This is a genomic window from Streptomyces sp. NBC_01171 (genome assembly GCF_045039805.1).
Taxonomy (GTDB): domain Bacteria; phylum Actinomycetota; class Actinomycetes; order Streptomycetales; family Streptomycetaceae; genus Streptomyces.
The window spans coordinates 4,190,227-4,213,990 of the sequence record NZ_CP108609.1; the positions used below are offsets into that span (position 1 = coordinate 4,190,227).

General features: G+C 69.9%; 22 protein-coding genes and 1 tRNA gene. 10 read left to right on the forward strand and 13 right to left on the reverse strand.

The features are described from left to right. Positions 1-21 precede the first annotated feature (21 nt). Positions 22-324 (reverse strand): hypothetical protein, encoded by a 303-nt coding sequence (locus tag OG448_RS19335; protein ID WP_405555425.1) that lies wholly within the window; start codon positions 322-324, stop codon positions 22-24. A 186-nt stretch (positions 325-510) separates the two neighbouring features. Here OG448_RS19335 and OG448_RS19340 point away from each other — a divergent pair, with 186 nt between their 5' ends. Beyond that, entirely contained in the window at positions 511-954 is a 444-nt protein-coding gene (locus tag OG448_RS19340; protein ID WP_405555427.1) for a DUF2267 domain-containing protein, read from the forward strand. Between the two features lie 24 nt (positions 955-978). Here the strand turns inward: OG448_RS19340 and OG448_RS19345 are convergent, their stop codons facing one another. The 8 genes from OG448_RS19345 to OG448_RS19380 all read right to left on the reverse strand — a co-directional run bounded on the left by OG448_RS19345 (position 979) and on the right by OG448_RS19380 (position 12,158). After that, positions 979-2,325, reverse strand: a complete 1,347-nt coding sequence (locus OG448_RS19345) for a DNA cytosine methyltransferase (protein WP_405555429.1) — start codon at positions 2,323-2,325, stop codon at positions 979-981. A 10-nt stretch (positions 2,326-2,335) separates the two neighbouring features. Next, a complete protein-coding gene (locus tag OG448_RS19350) occupies positions 2,336-4,060 on the reverse strand; it encodes a DUF6339 family protein (protein ID WP_405555430.1) in 1,725 nt (574 codons plus the stop codon). Beyond that, complete coding sequence (locus OG448_RS19355) at positions 4,060-4,956, reverse strand: hypothetical protein (protein WP_405555432.1); 897 nt, start codon at positions 4,954-4,956, stop codon at positions 4,060-4,062. The genes OG448_RS19350 and OG448_RS19355 overlap by 1 nt, the downstream gene beginning before the upstream one ends. Next, positions 4,953-6,911 carry a hypothetical protein gene (locus OG448_RS19360; protein ID WP_405555434.1) on the reverse strand — a complete coding sequence of 653 codons (1,959 nt, stop codon included), beginning with the start codon at positions 6,909-6,911 and terminating at the stop codon, positions 4,953-4,955. The genes OG448_RS19355 and OG448_RS19360 overlap by 4 nt, the downstream gene beginning before the upstream one ends. Next, positions 6,908-7,933, reverse strand: coding sequence for a PD-(D/E)XK motif protein (locus tag OG448_RS19365; protein WP_405555435.1), 1,026 nt, complete (start codon positions 7,931-7,933; stop codon positions 6,908-6,910). Before OG448_RS19365 ends, OG448_RS19360 begins: the two co-directional genes overlap by 4 nt. Next, entirely contained in the window at positions 7,930-10,485 is a 2,556-nt protein-coding gene (locus OG448_RS19370) for a Z1 domain-containing protein (protein WP_405555437.1), read from the reverse strand. The genes OG448_RS19365 and OG448_RS19370 overlap by 4 nt, the downstream gene beginning before the upstream one ends. Before the next feature lie 123 nt (positions 10,486-10,608). Next, complete coding sequence (locus tag OG448_RS19375) at positions 10,609-11,106, reverse strand: very short patch repair endonuclease (RefSeq protein ID WP_405555439.1); 498 nt, start codon at positions 11,104-11,106, stop codon at positions 10,609-10,611. 41 nt (positions 11,107-11,147) lie between these two features. Beyond that, positions 11,148-12,158 (reverse strand): hypothetical protein, encoded by a 1,011-nt coding sequence (locus OG448_RS19380; protein WP_405555440.1) that lies wholly within the window; start codon positions 12,156-12,158, stop codon positions 11,148-11,150. Between the two features lie 176 nt (positions 12,159-12,334). On the opposite strand from OG448_RS19380, the gene OG448_RS19385 reads away from it, so the two are divergent. Further along, positions 12,335-12,670 carry a DUF6412 domain-containing protein gene (locus OG448_RS19385; protein WP_405555442.1) on the forward strand — a complete coding sequence of 112 codons (336 nt, stop codon included), beginning with the start codon at positions 12,335-12,337 and terminating at the stop codon, positions 12,668-12,670. A 110-nt stretch (positions 12,671-12,780) separates the two neighbouring features. Continuing rightward, the gene (yidC, locus tag OG448_RS19390; protein WP_405555444.1) at positions 12,781-13,479 is read left to right on the forward strand and encodes a membrane protein insertase YidC; all 699 of its coding nucleotides are present in this window, start codon (positions 12,781-12,783) and stop codon (positions 13,477-13,479) included. Between the two features lie 20 nt (positions 13,480-13,499). Here the strand turns inward: yidC and OG448_RS19395 are convergent, their stop codons facing one another. The 3 genes from OG448_RS19395 to OG448_RS19405 all read right to left on the reverse strand — a co-directional run bounded on the left by OG448_RS19395 (position 13,500) and on the right by OG448_RS19405 (position 16,012). Next, complete coding sequence (locus OG448_RS19395) at positions 13,500-14,381, reverse strand: LLM class F420-dependent oxidoreductase (protein WP_405555446.1); 882 nt, start codon at positions 14,379-14,381, stop codon at positions 13,500-13,502. Positions 14,382-14,462: 81 nt separating this feature from the next. Then, complete coding sequence (locus OG448_RS19400) at positions 14,463-14,939, reverse strand: heme-degrading domain-containing protein (protein ID WP_405555447.1); 477 nt, start codon at positions 14,937-14,939, stop codon at positions 14,463-14,465. Then, positions 14,939-16,012, reverse strand: coding sequence for a Gfo/Idh/MocA family oxidoreductase (locus OG448_RS19405; protein ID WP_405555449.1), 1,074 nt, complete (start codon positions 16,010-16,012; stop codon positions 14,939-14,941). The genes OG448_RS19400 and OG448_RS19405 overlap by 1 nt, the downstream gene beginning before the upstream one ends. 56 nt (positions 16,013-16,068) lie before the next feature. Between OG448_RS19405 and OG448_RS19410 the strand changes: the two genes are divergently transcribed. From OG448_RS19410 to OG448_RS19440, 7 genes are all read left to right on the forward strand, one after another. Then, positions 16,069-17,193, forward strand: coding sequence for an ROK family protein (locus OG448_RS19410; protein ID WP_405555450.1), 1,125 nt, complete (start codon positions 16,069-16,071; stop codon positions 17,191-17,193). A gap of 108 nt (positions 17,194-17,301) precedes the next feature. Continuing rightward, positions 17,302-18,549, forward strand: a complete 1,248-nt coding sequence (locus OG448_RS19415; protein ID WP_405555452.1) for a hypothetical protein — start codon at positions 17,302-17,304, stop codon at positions 18,547-18,549. A 137-nt stretch (positions 18,550-18,686) separates the two neighbouring features. Further along, on the forward strand, positions 18,687-19,466 hold the full coding sequence (locus OG448_RS19420; RefSeq protein WP_405555454.1) for an HAD-IIA family hydrolase: 780 nt from the start codon (positions 18,687-18,689) through the stop codon (positions 19,464-19,466). Between the two features lie 116 nt (positions 19,467-19,582). After that, the gene (locus OG448_RS19425; RefSeq protein ID WP_391292081.1) at positions 19,583-20,176 is read left to right on the forward strand and encodes a hypothetical protein; all 594 of its coding nucleotides are present in this window, start codon (positions 19,583-19,585) and stop codon (positions 20,174-20,176) included. 12 nt (positions 20,177-20,188) lie between these two features. Further along, on the forward strand, positions 20,189-20,842 hold the full coding sequence (locus OG448_RS19430; RefSeq protein ID WP_405555456.1) for a class F sortase: 654 nt from the start codon (positions 20,189-20,191) through the stop codon (positions 20,840-20,842). Between the two features lie 489 nt (positions 20,843-21,331). Further along, positions 21,332-22,270: an SRPBCC family protein gene (locus OG448_RS19435; RefSeq protein WP_405555458.1), complete on the forward strand. Its 939-nt coding sequence runs from the start codon at positions 21,332-21,334 to the stop codon at positions 22,268-22,270. Further along, complete coding sequence (locus tag OG448_RS19440) at positions 22,267-23,439, forward strand: zinc-dependent alcohol dehydrogenase (RefSeq protein ID WP_405555459.1); 1,173 nt, start codon at positions 22,267-22,269, stop codon at positions 23,437-23,439. Before OG448_RS19435 ends, OG448_RS19440 begins: the two co-directional genes overlap by 4 nt. 98 nt (positions 23,440-23,537) lie before the next feature. Here OG448_RS19440 and OG448_RS19445 read toward each other — a convergent pair. Beyond that, positions 23,538-23,611 (reverse strand) — tRNA-Lys (locus tag OG448_RS19445). Positions 23,612-23,764 lie beyond the last annotated feature (153 nt).

Consider the following 23,764-nt stretch of genomic DNA (forward strand, 5'->3'; position numbering starts at 1 on the left):
ATGACACCGGTCCCGACGTGCTCAGCTCCGGCGGTCCGCGAAGGCCCAGGAGGCGAGGGCGACCGCGCCGGCCACGCCGAGGACGGACGGCCAGGCGCCGACCTTCTTGGCGAGGGGGTGCGATCCGGCGAAGCCGGCGAGGTACGCACCGGTCAGCGCGGCAGCCGTAGGGGCCCCGGCACGCGCGTTCCACTCCCGAGCGGCAACGGCCCCGGCGGCGGCCAGCACGACCCCACCGAGCGGCCGCTTCTTGGTCCAACGAGCGACGCCGTACCCACCGACGAGGCCGGTGGCGGCGACCACCGCGCCAGGAACCTTGGCCATGACTTGTCTCCTGTCGTCCCCGTATGCCTTGTTCGGCATACCTGCCGCCGAGGCTAACGCGCGGTACGGAGCCCCCGCCGACCGGGTCACCCTCGCCCGAAGTGGCCGAAAACCTCCCCCATGCCCCCGCGATCACGGGGCATCGGAGCCTCGCTGTCCCGACGTCCCGGAAGAGGAGCCCCCACGATGACCGTGACGACCATGCAGCCGAGAACGTCCACGCCGACCTCCGACTGGACCGACCTGGTCGAGGCGGTGCGCGAGACGGGCCGGTACCCGACGACGGCGGAGGCCGAGCAAGTCACCCGAACCGTCCTGTCCGGCTTCGGCGGCATGCTGAGCGACGACTCGCGCGCGACCTTCACCCAGGCCCTGCCCCCGGAGGCGTGCGAGGGGCTCTCGTCCACCACCCCCGAGATCTTCCAGCCCACGGCGCGGGAGTTCGTCGAGTCCATGGCGACCCGCATAGAGGGCGCGACCCCCGCGACGGCCCGCTGGCACGTCAGCTCGGTCCTGAACGTCCTCGCCGAGCGTGCGGGCGCCCCGACGACCGCCCGCCTGATCTCCCAACTCCCACCGGGCTACGCCCTGCTGTTCGGGATGGCGGAGTTGCTGGGGACGGCGGCGTAGCGCCCTCGGCGGGAGCGCGCCCGCTCAGCCACGCAGGTATGCGTGTATGGACGCGGCAATCGCCTTGCCCAGAGGGATGGGGACCGCGTTTCCGATCTGAGTGGCGATCTCCGTTTTCGATCCGCACCACCGGAAATTCAGGGGGAATCCCTGGATTCGTGCCGCTTCGTAGTGCGTGATCGGCCGCGGGTCCACGGGGTGCAGGTACCGCCCCTTTTCCGGCTTGAAGAATTCGGTGCGGATCGTGACCGAGGGGTCGCCGTACCGAAGCCTTCCCATGACGTCGCCGGTACCCGTGTTGTGGTTGTCCCAGCTTTCGGTGGAGAGATAGCGAACGGGCGTCACGACTCCCGGTGGGTTGGGTGAGTCGAAGATGCGGATGCCGTCGGACTCGTCAACCGTGTACCACTTGTTGCGGAGGTCCTTGCGGTTTCCGCCCTCGGGAATGGCCTTGTACCGGGCGCGGGAGAGCGCCTCCGGGTTTCTGCCGAAGTGCAGGTCGAGTGTGGTGAAGATGCCTGGCTGGACCGAATTCACCTCAGGAATGAATTCCTTCCCGTCTGGGAGTTCGGTGCCCTGGATGCGACGGGTGGCCGATTCCGCGAAGACGCCGTCCACGGGGAGCCAGTAGGGGTCCGCTACAGAAAGTCCGTCGATGGGGGCCGCGATATCGACCTTCTTGGGTCGGCGGCGATGTGTCGTCGCGGGATACCTGAACGGTCGTCCGTCCTCGATGTCGCGCCGCACGCCGATGATGATCGCTCTGCGTCGCGCCTGAACCGCCCCGTAGTCGGCTGCGTTCAGCAGATAGCGCTTGCTCGTCTCCGCGTCGAAAGCGGATGGTGCATGACCGAGTGGATTCACCAGGCGGTATTCGGACAGCTTACCGCCCTCCTGCACCTCGTTGAAGAGGCTGCGGAATTCGTCCGACTTGAGAAAGCGATCCACGTTCTCGATCACGAAGACTTTCGGGCGGATCTCGGCGACAATTCGCACGTACTCTTCCCAGAGCCGATTGCGCTCACTACCCTTTTTCTCGCGGTTCAGCGCCGAGAAGCCCTGGCACGGCGGGCCCCCGACGACCACGTCTGCGTGGAGGGCCTCGGGGGTCGGCTGCCAGTCCTCGATGTCTCCCACATGGACGCCGGCGGCCGGAACCCTGTCGTCGGGTCGAAGGGCTCCGAAGTTCACGGCGTATGTGGCTGCCGCGGCGACGTTGTGCTCGACGGCCGCGATGCTGTGGAAGACGGGTCCGTCCTCGTCCCGACCGACCGGGCGGAACTCGTGAAACCCCTGCGTGAAGCCACCGCATCCACTGAACAGGTCGACGACTGTGATCGGATCGGGGGCAACGCGGCGGGGTGTGACCATGGAGGGGATTTTAGCCTCGGAGTGCGGTGGCGATGGCGAGACCCAGTGCGGTCGCCAAGGGGGGAGGCATCGCGTGCCCCACCTGACGATACCTGGACGTCTTGCCCCCGAAGAGCCCCCAGTCCCGGGGAAGCGACTGAATCATGGCCGCCTGCTCGACCGTCAGCTTGGGTAGCTCGTCCACCGGGAAGTCCGCGCCCGGAGGCTCGTCGCCGAGGCTGTTCCCGTTCACGCCCAGCGCCGCCCACGCCTTCTTGCTGCCGGTGGGGCCCAGGTCGCCGCCGCCCCGCCTGTCGGATCCACCTACAAGTGCCGGCGCCGGGCGATTCGCCTCCCGTGCCCAACGCTCCGCACCGGGCCACCCTCGGGCCGCCATGGACGTGCCGAGAACGTCCCCCACGGTCCTCGGCGCCGCACCGCTCGGGGCAGGCCAGGCGAAGCGGGTGTTGAACGGTTCCGAGAGAGCGACCAGAAACCCGCTCCTACGGTTTTGCGGGACACCGAAGTCGGCCGCATTGAGCACAGCCCAATTGGCGTGCAGGCCGACCTGCTTCAGCTCATTCTCGATCCAGTCGCGGTCGGCGTCGAATTCGGCGCCCTCCACCAGATCGGGGACGTTTTCGAGGAGTACTGCCTTCGGTCGTACCTGGCACGCGAGAGAAACCGCCGCTCGCAGAAGTCGGCGTTCCTCGTTGTCCTCCGCCCGGCCGACGGATGCCAAGGACTTGACCCGTGGCAGACCACCGCTGATGAGGTCCACTCCCATGACATCGGGCCGCGACCTCGGGTCGAACTGGGCGAGGTCCATGCACACGGCGTCCCAGTGGGGGCGGTTGAGATCAAGAGTGAAGCAGGAGTCCGCCTTGCTGTCGATGAGCATCACCGGTGTGAACCCGGCTCGTTCGAGTCCGAGGGCCTGCCCACCCGCACCGGCGCATATCTCCAGAAAGGTGAAGGGCTCTTTGCTCTCCGACACCTGATGAGTGGCTCGCTGCGCATCGAGGGATTCTTGTGCGACCGCGCGCAGCTCTTCGTCGAGGGCACGTTCTTCCACGCCGTCGAAGAGTACGAACGGTGCGAGCCGCAGAAGCCGCTTGAGGAAGTCGCGCAGCGTTTCACGCTCGTTCAGGCCACTGAGGTCCAGGTCCTTCCAGACGCGCAGGATGGCCCGCACGAGGTGTGGGCTGCCGCCCAGCGCGGCCCGTCGCGCGTAGATCTGATCGAAGGCCGCTTCACCGAGAATCTCGAGCGCGGCATAAGGCTCCGGGTCCTGGGGGGAGCGCACGAGCTGAGCACGCCACCAGAGCCTGCCGAAAACATGGCGTGTGAGATCGGTACCGAGGACGCGGTCCCTGGGAGGGCTCGGATAGCGCCAGAACGCCACGTCCGGCAGGAGGACGAGTGCGAGAAAGGCCCAGACGTCGCGGGACGCGGCCTCGGCGGGCACCATTCCCATCTCGGCATGGAGTAGGGCGGCCAGGCTCAGGTCGAACTTCGCGTTGGCGCTGCGGTCCGAACTCTCGGGGAAACCCGCCTGCTTCGCCAGGTCGAGCACACCCTCGCGCAGTTCGCGGAGTTGGCCACCGGCCACACGGTCGCCGCCGGTGGCCACGTACACGGCGGAATCATGGCTGAAGGCAACACGACGGGACAATTCCGCGATCGTGAGAAGCCTGTACTCCTCGAAGAGCGGCCTTGCCTGCTCGGTGAGGAGGCGAGGATAGAGGAAGCCCATCACGACACCTCGAAGATTTTTACGGCGGCTTGCAGGTCCGAGGCGAACGATGCGGGTGACTGGTGCCGGCGCAGCCTGACGTCAGTGATCGACTGTCCGGGGAAGAGCACCTCGAACAGGTTCAGCAGAGTGGCTCCCAGGGATTCGTCCGGGTAATCGGCGTCCCCCGTGAAGTCGTCCTGGGCCAGTGCGTGCTCCAGCATGATTCGGGCGGCATCCGCGTAGACGGCCGAAAGGACGATCCGGTCGATGGGACGGGGTCTCGCAGCGTTTCGGAACGCCGTGGCCGTGGCCTCGTTCCGTTCGTTGACGAGCAGGAGAAGAGCCCCCATGGTCGCGTGCTCCATGCCCCCACTGATCTGGAGGTGCCATGCGGCGCCGTCCGGGAACGAGGTGCGGGCGAAGTCGATCACGGCCATGGGGAACTGCGGGGCATCGCCCTGGAGGCGCAGTTCGGTCCGATCGCTCCACAGCACGGACCCGGCCCGACGCGGTGAGGAGCCGCGGCCCGTCTCCCTTCGTTCGCCCAGGACCAGGGCTGTGTCCAGCCGCAGCAGGCCACCGAGATCGGCGCCGTGCAGAAGGAAGTCGAACCGGGCCGTGTCCTGGCCCGAATGGGTCAACCGCACGTGTTGGCCGGGTCCACTGAGGTTCGACCCCGTGGCGGTCCACACGGTCGAGACCAGGAGCGGGGCGTCGGCCGACAGCCCGGACTGTCGGCGTACCTGATCCACGTCGACCCGAACGTCTCTGCGCAGGCGCAGATCCATCTGGTAGTCCCAGTCCGGCAACGCCGGGGGCAGCGGCACCTCGCCGTCCTCGACCACGAGTCGCCACTGTTCGCCCCCCACGGTGTCCTCCGACGGAATGCGGTAGGGAAGCACGCGCCGCGTCACGGGGTCTTCACCGCCTCGACCTTGATGCCGATTTCGGTCATGGTGTCCGGCGCCGGTCGGACGACCGCCCGCCAGAGGGTGTCGCCGCCGAGCAGTACCTGTGTCCCCGAGCCGTACGACTGGCCCGCCTCGTTTTCCCAACCGATCAACTCGGGCATGCCGGCTCCGATGGGCGGATCGACCTCGCGTCCACCGGTACCGGGAAGAGTGACGGCCAGATCGATTCGTACGCGATGCGCCACGGGAACGGGGAGCCGGAATTCCTGGATCAGTACCGTGCTGTCCGAGTGATCGTCGTAGTAGGGGTCACCGACGTACTGGACTCGTGGTCGACGGACCATAGCCCGGGACCGGTCGGATTCCGACCCGACGGGGAACGACTGCTCGTCATCGTGCGTCCCGCCTGCCGCCGCAGGATCGGACGTCGGGTCATTCGATGCCGGTCGCCCGGTCGGGCGGACCGTCGTGGCGGGCTGCCCGCGTCGCCCGGTCGCGGTGCTGCCGGGCTTGGAGTAGGCGGTGGCTCCGCCGATTCCCCAGGCGCCACCGACGAGTCCGGAGAACATGGAACTGGCAGCACCCAGCGCCACGTTGCTCGCCCCCGGACGGGTCACGCCGCTCAGCGAGAGCAGGCCCTCCAGCGCTTCGTTGATGCGTCGGAAAGTGGTTCGTACGAAAGTGCTTTCACTTCTTTCCAGAGAGTGAGGGTTCCAGGCGTCGTGCGTGGGCGGCTCGGCCTTGGCGTAGACATCGTCCATGGTCTCGTCGGCCCTGAACACCCCGGCGTATCCCTGATTCGTGCTCGGCGGTTTCGGCCCTGCGTGGTAGGTGACGACGAGCTCGGCGGGACGCATCAGACAGACATGGTGGATCAGGTCTTCGATGTCCATCATGCTCGAGGCGCGCGTCGGTTCGAGGGCTGGCATGATGCGCTTCACCAGACCCAGGCGACCCAAGTGCTTCTTCGGCTTGAAGCACTCCAGACTGCTGCCGTCCGGGCCCACCATTCGTTCGTACGCCTCGACGAACATGTTGAGCGGACGGGTGGCACGTGGGTCGGGCACCGGGTGTTGGACCCCGTCACAGGTGACGGTGAAGCGCATGGCGGCGGGCTTCCCGGCGACATCGATCATCTTCGGCCAGAGGTGCCAGGCGATCGTGTCGCAGAGGTAGTCGGCCGCTTCCGTAGCCTCGAGCCCCTCCAGGTTGGGGTCGACGACCAGGACGGTCGTCCCCGTCTCCCGTGGGCCGAACGGCCTCAGGCCGAGACGATGCGCGGCAGCGTCGGCCTCGTCGTTCACGAGTGGCTCTACGACCTGGTCGGACACGTTCCCCCACCAGTGCCTGCCGGTGTAACGCCGGCGTCCCTGACCCTCGGACGCCACGTAGCTCTGCCATAGCGCGCAGCCGATCAGGCGAGTCTCGTACGTCCCGTCTGTCATGCGACACCGGGAGTGGATGAGCACCGTGCCCGGCTGTGACAGCAGGTAGAAGATGCCCTTGCCGAACCCGTAGGTGCCGCCGCCGAGCGCGGTGTCCCGGGGCTCGCCGATGTTGCGGATGAAGGAGACGAAATCGCGGTCGGGACCGACCGCGTCGTCCGCTCGGGTCGGGCCTCCGAGGCCGCGCGTACCACGATCGGACACCGCCAATACCGGGATGGAGGCGCGCTTGAGAGTCTCCCGAAGCGGAAACCTGTCCGCGCCGGGAGCCCCGGCCAGGAGCAACTCCCGCCAGGCGGCGGAGTGCGCGGGACTGACCGTCCACATGTCGATGCGGTAGTCGACCGGAACGCCGGACTGCGCGAGCCGCGCGTCCCAACTGTTCTGGGCGGACTCCCGAACGAGGATGGTGAGCAGGTCCAGTTCGGGGCGGCCCAACTGGTTGCGGATGCCCTCGGCGGCGCTCGCTCCGTCCGGGGGGTATGGCTGGGAGAACCACTTGGGACCTGTCACACCGACTCCTGAACCAACTGGTCGAGCAGGCAGGCTACTTCGTCGGCCTCCATGGACGTAGGCGTGCCGGTGGACAGGTCGATCGTGTACTCGACATCGAGGACATTCGCCTGCACACCGGCCGCGAGGAGCACCTGGGTCGTCAGTCGCGGGAAACCCGACGCCACGCGGTACCACCTCTCCTCGCACACCTCGAAGCGTGCGTTCCGATAGCGTTCCGCGTCGACGGCGCGATAGCCGGTTGCCGCGAGCAGTTCGAGAAGGGCGCTCTCGTCGTCGCACGACCGCAGAGCTTGCGTCAACAGCTCGAGCAATCCGACCCCGGAGTCGGGCGCAGTGGAACTCTCGAGACGGAACCAAGCCAGGAAGAGAGTTCCGCCCGGCGGCGGATCGAGCTGGTCGAGGCCGTGAATGCGGGCTCTTCTGCCGGAGCCGACGCCACTGGCCTTGACTTCCACAGCCGTTTTACCGGCGACGAAGTCATGACGGTGTCCCTGCGGGCCGTGCCACATCCGGTGCGCGCTCGAGTCGCGTTCGAGGAGCCTGGTCAGCACCAGAAGCTCACCGAACAGCCCAGCCATCTGCTCGGGCCCGAGCGGGGTGCTGTGCGACTGGAAGAGGGCCTTCCAGCGGTCGAGAACTCCGTAGAGGGCCTTCACCGGATTGTCCGGGAGCGCGGCGACAGCGCTCAGAGTGTCGGTACAGAGCTCCGTGAACAGGTCGTTGAGATCCGTGCGCAGACAGGAGAGGTCGGCGTACGTCTGGTACGTCTCGTCGTCCTCCAGCGGTCGCTTGCGCAACCGGAGCACCGGCCCGTCGAGACCGGTGCGGAGTTTTCGGTGCGTGTGCACAGGTATCAGGATGTGACGGAACCCGTCGTGGTCCACGCCTGCGACCAAGGGGCCCCGGTGCGTTGCCACCGGTAGCTGTGCCACACGCAAGCGGTTCTCGCCCGTGGCCCGCCCGGCCTCGAGCGCGGTCCAGTGCTGCTCGAGCAGCTCGTGGTGGGAGGCCTCGCTCACGCGTCCTCGCCCTCGACGAGCATGCTGTAGTCCTCGTCCTCGATGCGCACACCCGAGAGATCGGCCGAGATGTATTTCTCGACGGTGCTGTCCTCCTGCCGGGGTTCGGGGAAGACCAGGCCGACGCCCACGACGTGCTCCTCGGCATTGAGCGGAGCACGCAGTTTCTTGGTGGGGCTGGGCGTGGACGTCTTGTCGATCGGATACAAAACCAACAGTCCGGTGTCCGGGAGCAGGGCGTGACGCAGGTCCATGATCTGCTGTTCGGTCAGTCTCGCGGTGTCGCCGTCGAGGTCCACGGCCGCGTCCCGGCGGCTCATGAGGGTCTTGATGTCGGCGAAGTGCGGATCGGTGGTGGTGACGGCGAGACGAGCACGGGTGCTGAGTCCGACACTCACCTTGTTGGTCAGGGAGAACGGTTCGCCCGCTGGGTTTCCCACGATCGCCACGTTCCAACGCCGCAAGGAGTCGGCCATTTTCACCCGCTTCCGGATGTATCCGGTAATCAGGTCCGCGTCGTTCTCGGGCGACTTGTCATGGAACTTGTATGCGGACAGGAAGTCAGTGACCGCGTCGTACGGGACGTCGCGGAAGAGGTACCGACCCTCCGACTGTCGTTCCTCGATGCGCACGGCGTTCTGCGTGGCGGCGGCTACCAGGTCACGAGCGGCTTTGATGTTGCCCCGGAGCCACTCGGCGTCGGTTCGGAAGTAGTGCGTCTGAACGCGCTTGCCACCATAGGACGAAGCCGCGGTCACGGCGTCGCGCATCTTCGCCGCAGCGGTGACGCGAAGAGCCGGATGGGTGCGCAGACGAACGGCAAAGGTGAGCGGCGTTTCCGCCTCGGTCATGTAAGTGTCGATGTCACGCCGCATCTCCGTCTCGACAGTGGCGAGATGCCTGAACCACTCGGCCAACTCGTCGGTCATCCAGATGCGGGGAAGGTCGGCGTAGCCGTTCCGGAAACCGAACCAGCGCCCCATTTGCAGCAGGGTGTCGTACGCCGACACGGCCCGGACAAAATAGCTGACCGACAGCCCTTCGAGGGTGAGGCCGCGGGACAGGGTGTTGCCACCCACCGCGATTGCCACGACAGGCCCGTTCTCGTAGTCGAGGCGGTCTTCGCTGCTGGAGTTGTCCATGATGATGCGGCAGTTCCGCAGCACTCCGGGCAGCTCGGGCTCCAACTCGTCGAACGCGACCTTCTTCTCACCCAGTTCCTCAGCCGGAACCCGTGCGGTCTCCTCGTCCCACAGATCGCGCAGGCGGGACCGGAGGCCCATGTCGTCCAGCGACTCGGCAGTGCGCCTGAGCAGGTGTTCCAACGGGCGCTTGAAGCTGTTGTGGACGGCCGTGTTGACGCTGGTGTGGATCAGCATCGTGCTGTGCGGGTTGCCCCTGCGGCGCACCCGGCGGGCCGCGGTGACCAACCAGAAGTACTCGATGGATCGGCGCAGGGTGTCGGTGATGTCGGGTTCGAAGCCCTCGATGTCGGCGCGCGACTCGGGTCGGACGCGCGCCACGTCGTCTAGGGGCACCGATCGGATCATGTCGTAACCGTCGTCCACCTGCTCGGGGTCCTCGCCGTCGAGCGCGTAGCGCCCGAACAGCACCTCCGTGCCGAAGTGGCCCCTGGGCTTGGGAAGGTTCACGACGAAGTCGCGGGGATACAGATCCTTGGCACTCGGATCGATGAGCAGGTTCGCGAACGGGGACGCCGTGTATCCGACGTAGGCGGACCGAGGCAGGTTGCTCATGATGTCGAGGATCAGGGGGTTGATGGACTTGGTCGCCACCGTCGCCTGGTCGGCCTCGTCGTCGATGATCAACGCCGGGCAGTCCTGGAGGTAGTCGGACGCCTCCTCCAACCACCGTGCCAGCTTGCGCAGCACTGTCGCGTTCTTCTTCACCACGCACAGCACGTGCGTCTTGTTGCTCTTGCCGAAGTAGGAGGCCGGGTTCGCCTGGGGGGTGAAGTCCTTCTCAACGATGGTTAGTTGCGACCACAGCGACGGGTTGGGCTCAACGAGCTGCTGGGCCAGTCGCGCCTGGGTCTGGCGCCGCAGGCCGTTGTGAATACCGGCCAGCACGATGAAGAGCTTGTAGCCGCGATCGGCGGCCTTGGCCATGACGGAGGTGAAGTTCGTGGTCTTGCCCGACTGCACATAGCCCACGACCAGGCCGCGCGTTGAGAAGGAGTTCTCCTTCGGATGGTTCAGCAATGACACCACGCGCGTAGAGGACTCGTCCAGACTCCGAATGGCCGGCTCCTCGGACCAACCGTCCTTGCGCAACAGGTCGACGATCGCCGGCCAGCACTTGTCCTTGTCCTGCGGGCCCGTGTACCAGGTGTCACGGTTGCCGAGGACGACGGCATGCGGCTCTTCGAGTTCCTTGATGCGTATCGTCTGCTGCTCGTGGCGTTCCCGGATTCGCTGGATCACCTCGATGCCGACGCCCAGCATCTCCAGACGCTTGACTGCTTCGGAGGGCGGAAAGGTGTCCAAGAGGGCCTTGAACGTGTCGTACATACCGTCGAACTCGTCGGACATTGGCCCCGGCCGCCCCGCTCCCGCTCATCAAGTGTCTGGACTGGCACTTCAGTTCACCGAAGCGTCCTGGTGCCCGAGAGGGCAGCGGACAGTTTCGGCTTTGCCTTTTACAAGGTCTCCACATTATTGGGTCGGATCATTGCGTCTACCAAGAGTCGTGTCACGATCGATGCCAACCCCGTCTCTCGGGGGTTCCGTCGGGAGCGTCCGGGCTGTGGTCACGGACTCGCTGATACGGCGGGCCACGTCGGTGACGGGTTCGTGCTCCCAGAAGCGCAGTACCGTCCAGCCCGCCGATCGCAGGTGTCGCGTCGTCTCCAGGTCGCGGGCCATGTTCTTGTCGAGTTTGGCCCGCCACCACTCCGCGTTGGCCTTCGGATGCGTCGCGTGTTCGGGGCACCCGTGCCAGAAGCACCCGTCCATGAAGACCGCCACCTTGGCCCTGACGAAGACGATGTCGATGGTCCGTCTCGGCATCCCGGGAACGGGCACGTTGACGCGATAGCGCATGCCCGCCGCGTGGAGCAGACGGCGGACCGCGACTTCGGGCGCCGTGTCGCGGGACCCCTGGCGGCTCATGCGCGCGGAGACGGCGGCGGAGGAGGGCGCTGCGTGGGACACATCAACATTCTGCCGGCGCCGTTTCCGCCGCGCGGGCGCCCTTACGCTCTGTGGCACTCCGTGTACGAGACGCCCGACCCGCACCAACACCCCGCCCCCCGCTGCGGCGGCCAAGCCACCGCCAACCCCCTCGCCGCCAGCGTCGTCGCGTACTCAGGAAGCAACGCCGGGTCCGCCGGGGACGCCCCCTCCGAAGCCGCGAACGCCTCGTACGACGGGACTGTGCCGGTGACGATGCCGAGGTTGGGGGTGCCGGAGGTGGAGAGTTCTCGGAGAGAGGTCTCTATGGTCGCCAGGTGGCTCGCGTGGGAGGTGTACTCCGACTCCAGAGCCGGGTACGCCGCCACCAGTTCCGTCAGTTCCGTGGCCGGCCAGTGCAGGACTGCCACCGGGTACGGGCGGGACAGCGCCTCGCGGGCCGTGGTGAGTTCGGCTCGGAGGCGGGAGATCTCGGCTTCCAGTTCCGCGGGGTTCTCCGAGCCGAGGGACCAGACTCGCTTGGGGTCGTGGAGTTCGTCCAGGGAGACCGGGGAGGTATGGAGGGTGTCGGCGAGGGCGTCCCAGGTGTCGTGGGGCAGGCCCAGCATGCGGCGGACCCGATGGCGGCCGAAGAGCAGGGGGTGCGTGGCGTACGGCGGCTCCGGCGCGTCCGTCAGCAGCAGGACCGCGCCCTCGTGGAACGTCTCGTGCGCCGCCTCCAGTTCGTCGTGCGACTCCAGCGCCTCCGCGACGATCACCCACGGCGCCGCGTCCCGCGGAGCGGCCATGCGGATGCCGTCGATGATCGCCCGCGCCTCGGCCTCGTGGCCGTACTCCCACAGGTTCGCCGCCTTCAGGGCGCGGACGAGGTGGGGATGCTCCAGCGGGCCGGCGGAGGACAGCAGTCGGTCGTAGAGCGCGGTCGCCGCGGGGCGGGCGCCGGACAGTTCGAGGTGGGCCGCGGCGCGCAGCAGCAGGGCCTCCGCGTCCTCGGGGTACAGGCCGGCGGTCCGCTCCAGGCGTGCCGCTTCGGCGGTGTGGTCGACGTTCTCGGCAGGCGTGTCGGGGCGCATGCATGACACCGTACTGCCGAGGGGTGACAGCGGAGGAGGGCGCCCGACGAGGAGATTTCTCCAACTCCCGGCGAAGATCGGGAACCGGGCCGGCACACCGGGCGTTGTACGCGGTGAACGGGCTTGTACAGGCCGTAACCGCGGGGTTGGGGCACAGAAGGGGGGTGCTGTCGGTGATGCACAGTGGTTCCGCCGTCACGCGCGCCCTGCTGCCGCTGCTCGCCGTGGCCCAGTTGATCATCCAGTTGCTGCTGCTCCAGGCCGCCCTGCTCGGCTCCGGCGACCTCACCACCGCCGTCGCGCTCGCCGCGACCACCGCCGCCGGTACCGCCCTCGCCCTCTGCTCGGTCCTCACCGCCCGCCGCGTCCCCGTCGTCCCGCCGACGCGCGTCCGTACCGCGATACGCGACAGGGCCCGCCGTACGGCGTTCCTGGCGCAGCGCGACCCCGACGCGAGGGGGCGCCGCAGGCCACGGGCACCCGGCCGGGTCCTGCCGACGACCTGCGCGTAGGGCCGCACCACCCGTCTGTCCGCCCCGCCCGCGCGGGTCGTCATGCCACCGGCCGCTTCCTGGCCGCATCCCGCACCCGGCACGACGCCACCCCGTACGGAGGGCCACCCATGTCCGTCTTCGCCCGCCTGGTCGAGCAACTCGCCGACTTGCTGCAGCCGTTCTTCCACGCCTCCGCGACCGCCGCCGCGATCATCCTGTTCACCGCGCTGGTCCGGCTGGCCACCCATCCCCTCGCCCGCGCCGCCGCCCGGGGCCAGCGGGCCCGCGCCGCGCTCCAGCCCAGGATCACGGAGCTGCGCGAAAAGCATGCCCGTGATCCCGAGCGGCTCCAGCGGGCGGTGCTGGAGCTGCACACGAAGGCGAAGGTCTCTCCGGTCTCCGGCCTGCTGCCCGGCCTGCTCCAACTCCCCGCGTTCTTCCTGCTCTACCACCTCTTCTCCAACGCCACGATCGGCGAGGGGCCCAACACCCTCCTCGACCACGACCTCCTCGCCGCCCCGCTCGGCGGCCATTGGACCGATGCCCTGGGCGGCGGGATCTTCGGCGGGGCCGGCCTGGTCTACCTGGTCCTGTTCGCAGTCGTCGCGGTCGTCGCCACCGTCAACTTCCGGCGGACCAGGCGTATGGCGGCCGAGAACCCCGTCCAGGCGGGCGGCACCGTGCCGGGCCAGGGGGTGGTCGGCAAGGTGGCCCCGTTCCTGTCCTTCCTCACCCTGGTGACCGTCGCCGTCGTCCCCCTGGCCGCCGCGCTCTATGTCGTCACCAGCACGACTTGGAGCGCGGTGGAGCGAGTGGTGCTGTCATGAGCGGCCAGGGCGGCGAACGGTCAGAGAAGGATGTTCGCCAGCTTCCGCCAGGCCGCGCGGGGCAGGTCGTCGGGGGAGCCCTCGTGTACGACCTGGAGGGCGACGTGGTCGGCGCCCGCGGTGAGGAAGGCGTTCACCTTCTCCCGGATGCGGTCGTCGTCGCCCCAGGCGTACAGCGCGTCGACCAGCCGGTCGCTGCCGCCGTCGCGCAGGTCGTCCTCGGTGAAGCCGAGCCGCTGGAAGTTGGTGGTGTAGTTGGGGAGCTGGAGGTACATCTCCAGGTGGCCGCGGGCCAGTTCGCGGGCGCGGGCCGGGTCGGATTCCAGTACGACGCCGAGCTCCGGCGCCAGCAGCGGTTCCTGGCCGAGGATCTCGCGGGCCCGCGCGGTGTGCTCGGGGGTGACGAGATAGGGGATCGCCCCCAGGGAGCGCTCGCCCGACAGGCGTACGGTCTTCGGTCCGAGCGCGGCCAGGACGCGCCGCCCGGCCGGGACACCGGCCGCGTCCAGTGCGTCCAGGTACTCCACCAGCGCCGAGTACGGCCGCCGGTACTGCTCGGCCAGCTTGGCGTGACTCATGCCGAGGCCGAGCAGGAAGCGGCCGGGGTGCGCGGCCTCCACCTCGGCGTAACCGGCCGCGCTCTCCCCGGCGTCGTACTGCCAGATGCTCTGGATGCTGGTGCCGACGATCAGCCGGTCCGTCTTCTCCAGCAGGGGCAGGGCGTGGACGGGCGCGCTGGAGCCGCCGAGCCAGGCGGTGCCGTAGCCGAGTTCCTGGAGTTCGGCCGCCGCCTCCCCGATCTCACCGCGCCGGCCCGGGTCCTCGTTGCGCAGGCCAAGGCTCCATACGCCGTACCGGCCGATCTCCGCCTTGGAGATGCTCCCGCTCGTCGAGTCGCTCATCGGATCTTTCCCTCCGGCTGGATGTCGTGCACGAACGATCGTCGTGCACGACAGGCCCGACCGGAGGGAGCCGCGCGGGTGTCACGCCTCCAAGAACCGCTCCAGCGCCTCGACGACCAGCCGGTGGTCCTCGATCTGGGGCAGACCGGAGACGGTCACCGAGCCGACGACGCCCACGCCTTCCACGGTGATCGGGAAGGAACCGCCGTGCGCCGCATAGCGGTCGGGGTCGAGGCGGGACGAGTCCTCGAAGGTGGTGCCCTTGGCGCGGAAGCGTGAGCCGACCAGGTAGGAGGCGGAGCCGTAGCGCTCCACCACCCGGCGCTTGCGGGCGATCCACGCGTCGTTGTCCGGGGTCGAGCCGGGCAGCGCCGCGTGGAAGAGCTGCTGGCCCGCGCGGTGGATGTCGACGGCGATCGGCGCCTGCCGCTCCCGGCCCAGCTCGACCAGGAGGGAGCCCAGCGCCCAGGCGTCGTCGTAGGTGAAGGTACGGAAGACCAGGCGCTGTTCCTGCGCCTCCAGGTCCGCCACGCTCGGGGCGTTCTGCGCTTGTGTCATCAGAGGGTCACCGTCACCTTGTCGCGGGCGGAGCGGCGGGCCGCCTCCAGTACGTCGAGGGTCTCGGCGGCCTCCAGCGCGGTCACCGGGTTGGGGCCGGTGCCCCGGACTGCGGCGGCCACGGCCGCGTAGTAGGCGGGGTAGTCGCCGGGCACGGTCTCCACGGCGGTGCCGCCGCCGGTGACCGGGGACTCGCCGGCGCCCAGGCGGCCCCACAGAGACTCCTCCTCGACGCCCCACGCGGCCTCGGTGCCGGGGCGGGCGCCGTCGCGCAGCGCCGCCTCCTGCGGGTCCAGGCCGTACTTCACGAAGCCGGCGCGCGAGCCGAGCACCCGGAAGCGGGGGCCGAGCTGGGCGGTGGTGGCGGAGACGTAGAGGTGCGAGCGGACGCCGTTCGCGTGGGTCAGGGCGAGGAAGGTGTCGTCGTCGGTCTCGGCGCCGTCACGGCGTACGACCGCCTCGGCGTACACCTGGGTGACCGGGCCGAACAGGGTGATGGCCTGGTCGACGACGTGGCTGCCGAGGTCGTAGAGCAGGCCGCCGATCTCCGCGGGGTCGCCGGACTCGCGCCAGCCGCCCTTGGGCTGCGGGCGCCAGCGCTCGAAGCGGGACTCGAAGCGCCAGACGTCGCCCAGCGCGCCGTCGGCCACCAGCTTGCGCAGGGTGAGGAAGTCGTTGTCCCAGCGGCGGTTCTGGAAGACGGAGAGCAGCACCCCGTGCTCGTCGGCCAGGGCGGCCAGCTCGCGGGCCTCGGCGGCGGTGCCGGAGATCGGCTTGTCCACGACGACCGGCAGGCCCGCCTTGATGGCGGCGGTGGCGAGCGGCACGTGCGTCTTGTTCGGGGACGCGATGACGATCAGGTCCAGTTCACCGGCGCGCTCGAACAGCTCGTCCGGGGTGGCGGCGACGCGGACGTCCGGGAACTCGGCGCGGGCCTGCTCCTGGCGCTCGGGGTTCGAGGTGACGACCGTGTCCAGGACGAGGCCGTCGGTGGCGGCGATCAGCGGGGCGTGGAAGACGGAGCCGGCGAGGCCGTAGCCGATCAGGCCGACGCGGAGGGGTGTACCAGTCATGCTCCCTACTTTCGCAACGCTGTTGCCAAAGTGCAAGCGGTGAGGAGAATGGACCCGTGAACAGGACGAGGAGCAACCCGGCGGGGGCGAATCTGCTCGCGGTGCGGTCGCACAACACCGCGCTCGTGCTCGATCTGCTGCGCGGCGCCGGGGCGGAGGGCATCAGCAGGCTCGAACTCGCCGAGCGCACGGGGCTCACCCCGCAGGCCGTCAGCAAGATCACCGCGCGGTTGCGGGAGGACGGCTTCGCCGCCGAGGCCGGACGCCGGGCCTCCACCGGGGGCAAGCCGCGCACCGTGCTGCGCCTGGTCCCCGAGGCCGGGCACGCGGTGGGCGTGCATCTGGACCGGGACGAGTTGCGGGTGGTGCTGCTCGACCTCGACGGCACCGTGGTGGGGGAGCGGCGCGGCGACACGGGCCTCGGCGGCGGGGCGGAGACGGTGCTCGCCCTGGTCGCGGACGAGGTGACCGCGCTGGTCACGGAGGTACTGGGGAGCCAGGGGCTCGCGGACGCCGGGACGCTGCTCGGAGTCGGGGTCGCGCTGCCGGGTCCGCTGGACCATGTCGGCGGGGTGCTGCACCGGGTGACCGGTTTCCCGGAGTGGGAGGGATTCTCGCTGCGGGACGCGCTCGCCGGGCGGCTCGGGGTGCCGGTGGTGGTCGACAAGGACACCAACGCGGCGGCGCTCGGGCTGGCGGCGGGGGGCGAACGCGGGTCGTTCGCCTACCTGCACCTCGGTACGGGCCTCGGCGCGGGCCTGGTGATCGGCGGGAGTGTGCACCGGGGGGCGCGGACCGGGGCCGGGGAGTTCGGGCACCAGGTGATCCAGCTCGACGGGCCGCTGTGCGAGTGCGGGGACCGGGGGTGCCTGGAGGCGCTGTGTCTGGCGGCCGTCGGGCGGGGCGAGACCGGCGAGGCGGCGCGCGTGCTGGGGGTGGGGGCCGGGAATCTGGCGGGGCTGCTCGACATCGACCGGGTGCTGCTCGGCGGGCGGACGGTCGCCGCGGCGCCGGGGGTGTACGTCGAGGGGGTCGCCGGGATTCTCGCGGCGCGGGCCCGGCGGGAGGGGATGCTCGGGGACGCGGTGCCGGTGCGGCTGGCGCCGGGCGGGGAGCGGGTGGTGGCCGTGGGGGCCGGGCAGTTGCTGCTGGCGCCGGTGTTCGGGCGGGCGGGGGGCTGAGAAGCCCTGCCGGTTGGCGCAGCCCGGGTCCACTGATCGGGCGGAGATGGGGGCGGGGCCGGAGTGGCGCGGGGCTGGGGGATGGGGGTCCGGCATGTTCATGTGTTCATGCGATTGTCCTCGGCCCTGTCGTTGTCCCTGTCCCGCTCCTCCGCGTCCGCCTCCGTGCCCGCCTCGCTCTGTCTGGTGGCGGTCACCGTGCTCGCGCCCGGGTCGTCCGCGGCCGCCGTCGCACCCTGTACGGCGGGGGATGACGGCTCCTTCCCGCTCGGCACCCGTATCCACGACGGTCCCGGCACCTACCGGGCCGGCGGGGCGCCCGGCACCTGGTACATCGACCTCGTCAACACCGGGGCGCAGGCGTGCGCGGGCGTCCATCCGGTGGTGGTCCTCGTCGACGACGAGCGTCTTCTGCGGCCTTCGCAGGCCAAACTCGATTTCTACGACGGACGCAAGCGGCGCCCGGTCCGGCTGGAGAGCACCGATCACCAGGAACTGGTCGGCGTGGTCGGGGCCGACGGTTTCGCCGGGTACACCGTGGCCCCCGGCAAGACGGTCACCGTCAAGCTCCGCCTGATGATCACCTCCGACGCGTACGCCGACCACGTCACCGCCAAGGCCGCGCTGGTCCAGCGACGAGGCCAGGACGGGGACTGGGTGGGGGAGTCCGAGGACTACGTCTTCGACATCGACGGTGAGGAGCCCGACCCCGCCCGCACGAAGGGCTCCGCCCCGCCGACCGCCCCGAACCAGTCCAGCCACCCGACGGGCACGGACGAGCCGGCCCGCCCGACGGGCACGGACGAAGCCGGCCGCCCGCTGGGCACCGACGAACCGGCCCGCCCGACGGGCACGGACGAAGCCGGCCGCCCGCTGGGCACCGACGAACCGGCCCGCCCGACGGGCACGGACGAAGCCGGCCGCCCGCTGGGCACCGACGAGCCCGCCCGTCCGGCAGGCACGGAGGAGCCCAGCCGCCCGCAGGGCACCGACGAGCCCGGCCGCCCGGTGAGCACCGACGAGCCCGCTCGCCCGGCCGACCCCGACGACCCCGGCGGGACCTCCGACCCGACCGACCCCGAAAGCACCCCGGTCAGCCCCTCCCGGGCCCCCGACACCACGGAGGCGGGCGTCACCCCGGCCGCCCAGGAGCCCACCCCCACGGACACCGTCACCACCGCACCCGCCGACCCCTCTCCGCCCGCCCCCTACGACGCCGAGAACCCCGACGACCCCCAACTCCCCGAACTCGCCCACACCGGCCGCCCCCTGCCCCGCGCCCTCCTCGCAGCCGTAGCCGCCCTCCTCGTCCTCCTGGGCACCACCGCGCTGCTACTGACCCGCAAACGCCGCTGACGTCAGCCGCCGGCGCCCCCAAGCCCCCCACCTCCCCCGACACCCGATTCCCACCCCACCCCCACCCCCTTAACCCCTCCCACCTCACTACCCTGGACCCCTCAGCCGTCGGTAGACACTCGCTGGAGGACGTACGCATGGCAGACCGCAGGCCCATCGAGTCATGGCTCACCGACATGGACGGCGTTCTGATCCATGAGGGTGTGCCCATCCCCGGCGCCGACGCGTTCCTGAAGAAGCTGCGGGAGGCCGAGCGGCCGTTCCTGGTGCTGACGAACAACTCCATCTACACGGCGCGTGACCTGCACGCCCGGCTGAAGAGGCTGGGCCTGGACGTGCCGGTGGAGAACATCTGGACGTCCGCGATGGCCACCGCCCAGTTCGTGAACGAGCAGCGGCCCGGCGGCAGCGCGTACGTGATCGGCGAGGCCGGGCTGACCACCGCGCTGCACGACGTCGGCTACATCCTCACCGACCACGACCCGGACTTCGTGATCCTGGGCGAGACCCGGACGTACAGCTTCGAGGCCATGACCAAGGCGGTCCGGCTGATCAACGACGGCGCCCGGTTCCTCGCCACCAACCCGGACAACGTCGGCCCCTCCACCGAGGGCGCGCTGCCCGCCACCGGCTCGGTCGCCGCGCTGATCACCGCCGCGACGAAGAAGAAGCCGTACTTCATCGGCAAGCCCAACCCGCTGATGATGCGGGCCGGCCTCAACGTGCTCGGCGCGCACTCGGAGACCTCCGCGATGATCGGTGACCGCATGGACACCGACGTGCTCGCGGGACTGGAGGCCGGGATGCGGACCTTCCTGGTGCTCACCGGGGTCACCCAGGCGGACGAGATCGACCGCTACCCGTTCCGCCCGTCCAAGGTCGTCGACTCCATCGCGGACCTCGTAGACCTCGTCTGACCTGCGGCATCAGCGAGTACTCAAACCCGGCCCCACCCGTACGGAGCAATCGGACGCCCTGTCCGGATGCGGGTGAGCACCGGACGGGGGAACCTCCCACTATCTGGAGGTTCACGATGGGCTCACTTCGTCTCACTCTCTGTTCCGGAATCATCGCCGCCGCCGCGTTCACCCCGGCGGTCGCCCACGCGGCGGACGGCGGCGGCACGCACGGCACCGGCGGGCTCACCGTGTCCCCGGCGATCCCGCTGCCGGGCACCGACGTGTCGCTGCGGGTGCGCGGCTGCACGGCCTCGCAGGGCACGGCGGTGTCGAGCGCGTTCGTCTCGGACGCCCGGCTCACCGGCGGCCAGGGCGACCTGTCCGGGGAGACCCGGGTCCGCACCTCCCTCAAGGCGGGCGCATACGACGTGCGGATCACCTGCGCCGACTACTCGTTCACCGGCCGGATCAGCGTCGACGAGTCCGGGCAGGGCACCCGCCCCGACTCCGACTCAGGGCCGGACACCGGGCCCTCCCCGGTCGCCCCGGTCCATGCGGGCGGCGGAGGTACGGCCTCCGGGGCGGACACCAGCACCCTGTTCGCCACCGTGGCCCCCACCGGCTCCGGCCCCGGCGCCGCCCAGGCCCTGACCGGGCTGGCCCTCGCCGGCTGTGCGGCGGTGACGGTCGGGGCGCTCCGGTCCCGCCGGAGCCGGAACGACGGCTGAGCGGGCGCCGGGGTGTCCGAGGAGCAGGGGCGCGCCACCAGTCGGCTGGTCACGGCCGTGGCCTGGGCCGTGCTGCTGCTCGGACTCTGGCTCTGGGGCCGTGACGTGACCGGGCTGCCCGACAGCCCGGCGGGCACCGCGCACGGCGACGTCGCCGGACTCGGCGGCATCACCCTGCCCGCCCCGGCGACCCCGCTGCCCGACTCCGCCCCGCAGCGCGTCGACATCCCCCAGCTGGCCATCCAGGCACCGGTGGTGAAGCGCGGACTGGACAGCCGGGGCGCCATCGACCCGCCGCCCTTCGACCAGCCGGGGGTGGTCGGCTGGTACGGCGCCGGGACCGCGCCCGGCGCGAACGGCACCGCGCTGCTGGTCGGCCACGTCGACACCGAGACCCGGCCCGCCGTCTTCTACCGGCTCAGCACCCTCGAACCCGGTGAGACCGTCCGGGTGGTCCGCGCGGACGGCAAGGTCGCCCGGTTCACCATCGACGACGTCGAGGTGCTCCCCGCCGACCACTTCGACGCCGCCCGCGCCTACGGCACCCGCCACCCCGGCCGCGCCGAACTCCGCCTGATCACCTGCGGCGGCACCTACGACCGCACCACCCGCGCCTACACGGCCAACGTCGTCGTCTCCGCGTACCTCACCGGTACGGGAGCCTGAACACCCCTGACAGGCGACGGCGTTGGCGTCCGCGTGCCGCGCGGCTACCTGAGGGCGCTCGGCGGTATGGTCCGCGCCCACCAGCCGTGGCGGTTGGTGCCGGGTCTGTCGAAAGCCCTGGCGGCCGCACTCGCCACGGGAGGGGTCGCCACCGTGACCTCCACTCGCTGGAGCCTGTCCGGGACTCCGAGCACGCCGCGCGGGGAAAAATATTGATCGGTGAAGGGTTGTTTCGCGTCGGGGGCCGACGGGGACCCGCACGGCACGCCGTCGGAGCGTGGAAGCCCCGTCTGGGGGCCGGCGACGGAATCACCGTTCCACCTGATCCGGGTGAACGGGCCGCAGAGGCGTGCCGGAGACACCGAACCCGTCGTAGCGATTTCCGAGCGTCAGGCTCTTCGCGCCGTCTCGTCACCGCAGGTGCCGCGGTCATGCCCTGCCACCAGGTGGGCCGCCTTCCGTTCACCTCACCGCACGTGGGGAGCACTCATGAAGACAGACACCCGCTCCACCTCCCGCCTCCGGCACGATCCGCTCGTACGCGGCCTGGGCTGGGCCAGTGCGCTCCTGGGTGTGCCCCAGGTCGTCGCCCCGGCGGGCTTCGCCCGGGCCCTGGGGGTGGACGGCACCTTCCGGCATCGCTCGGCCACGACGGCCGTCGGTGTGCGCGAGCTGGCGGCGGCGGCCGGGTTGCTGGGACGGCCGCACCCCGCCTGGCTCTGGAGCCGCGTGGGCGGCGACCTCATGGATCTGACGATGCTGACCCGGGCCCTGAAGAACCACGACGGCCGTGGACTCAGCCGCACCGTCGCCGCGACCGCCGCGGTCAGCGCCCTCACGGTCACGGACGTCTACGCGGCCGTGACCCGCACCCGTAGGAGTACCCCCATGGAACTGACCGCGGCCACCACCGTCGTCCAGTCCCCGGACGAGGTCTACGCCCTCTGGAGGGACCTGGAGCGGCTGCCGGACTTCATGGCGCACCTGGAGGAGGTGCGCGTCACCGGCCCGGGCACCAGTCACTGGCGGGCCGCCGCGCCGTTCGGCAAGGCGGTCGAATGGGACGCCGAGACCACGGAGGAAGTCGCCGGCCGGCTGATCGCCTGGCGGTCGGTGGACGATGCCGACATCGACAACTCCGGCGAGGTCCACTTCGTGCCCGCCCCCGGCGGCCGGGGCACGGAGATCCGGGTGACCCTGCGCTACGACCTGCCCGGCGGGGCGCTGGGCGAGGCCGTGGCGCGCTACTTCGGCGAGGAACCGCACCAGCAGCTGGACGACGACCTGCGCCGCTTCAAGCAGATCGCGGAGGTCGGCGAGGTCGTCCGCTCCGAGGGCGCACCCGGCGGCAAGCGGGCCCGCCGCGAGTTCCCGCAGCACCCGGCCCGGCCGCTGACCGAGGACGAACTGAAGGAGGCCCTGGCATGAAGGCGAACTGCTGGACCGGACGCAACTCCGTCGAGGTGCAGGACGTCCCGGACCCGTCGATCCTCAACAGCCGCGACGCCATCGTGAAGATCACCTCGACGGCGATCTGCGGCTCCGACCTCCATCTGCTCGACGGCTACGTCCCCACCATGCAAAAGGGCGACATCATGGGCCACGAGTTCATGGGAGAGGTCATCGAGGTCGGCCCCGGCGTCAGCGACAAACTGCGCGTCGGCGACCGGGTCGTCGTGCCCTTCCCCATCGCGTGCGGCGCCTGCGCGTCCTGCCACGCGAAGCTGTACTCGTGCTGCGAGAACACCAACCCAAACGCCGGCATCTCGGAGAAGTTCTTCGGCCACCCCACCGCCGGGATCTACGGCTACTCCCACCTCACCGGCGGCTTCGCCGGCGGCCAGGCCGAGTACGCCCGCGTGGTGCTCGCCGACGCCAACGTCCTGAAGATCGGGTCGGACCTCACCGACGAGCAGGTGCTGTTCCTGTCCGACATCCTGCCGACCGGGTACATGGGCGCCGAGATGTGCGACATCCAGGAAGGTGACGTCGTCGCCGTCTGGGGCGCCGGTCCGGTCGGGCAGTTCGCCATGGACAGCGCCCGGGTCCTGGGCGCGGAGAAGGTCATCGCGATCGACAAGGAGACCTACCGGCTCGACATGGCCGCCGCCCAGGGCTACACCACCATCAACTTCGAGGACACCGACGTACGCTCGGCGCTCCTCGAACTCACCGGCGGCCGGGGCCCCGACAAGTGCATCGACGCGGTCGGCCTGGAGGCCACACACGGTGCCTCCCACGTCCACCTCTACGACCGCGCCAAGCAGGCGGTCCGCTCCGAGACGGACCGGCCGCACGCCCTGCGCCAGGCCATCCTGTCCTGCCGCAGCGGCGGCGTGGTGTCGGTCATCGGCGTCTACGGCGGGTTGATCGACAAGTTCCCGGCGGGTGCCTGGATGAACAGGTCCCTGACCCTGCGCACCGGGCAGTGCCACGTGCACAGGTACATGAAGCGGCTGCTGGATCTCATCGAGCAGGGCAAGATCGACCCCACCCGGGTCATCACCCACCGGCTGCCCCTGACCGAGGCACCGACCGGCTACGACCTGTTCAAGAACAAGAAGGACCGCTGCGAGAAGGTCGTCCTCAAGCCGTGAGGGCCGCGCCGATGAACTTACCGGTCACAACCGTTCATTGCGGTGAACCGGAACGCGAGCAGGCCCCCCGTTCGCACGGGGGGCCTGCTCGTTGTCTGTGCGCCGCCAGGGACTCGAACCCCGGACCCGCTGATTAAGAGTCAGCTGCTCTAACCAACTGAGCTAGCGGCGCCTGCTGACGGGAAAACTCTACAGGACCCGCCGGGGTGGTCCTGACCGCCGGCGATGGACGGCGCGGGGCCCCTGGGTGGGGCGTGCACCATTCGGACCGTCAACATGCGCGTCACGCGGACAGTTGTGAAACTGATCAACGTGCACACACGCG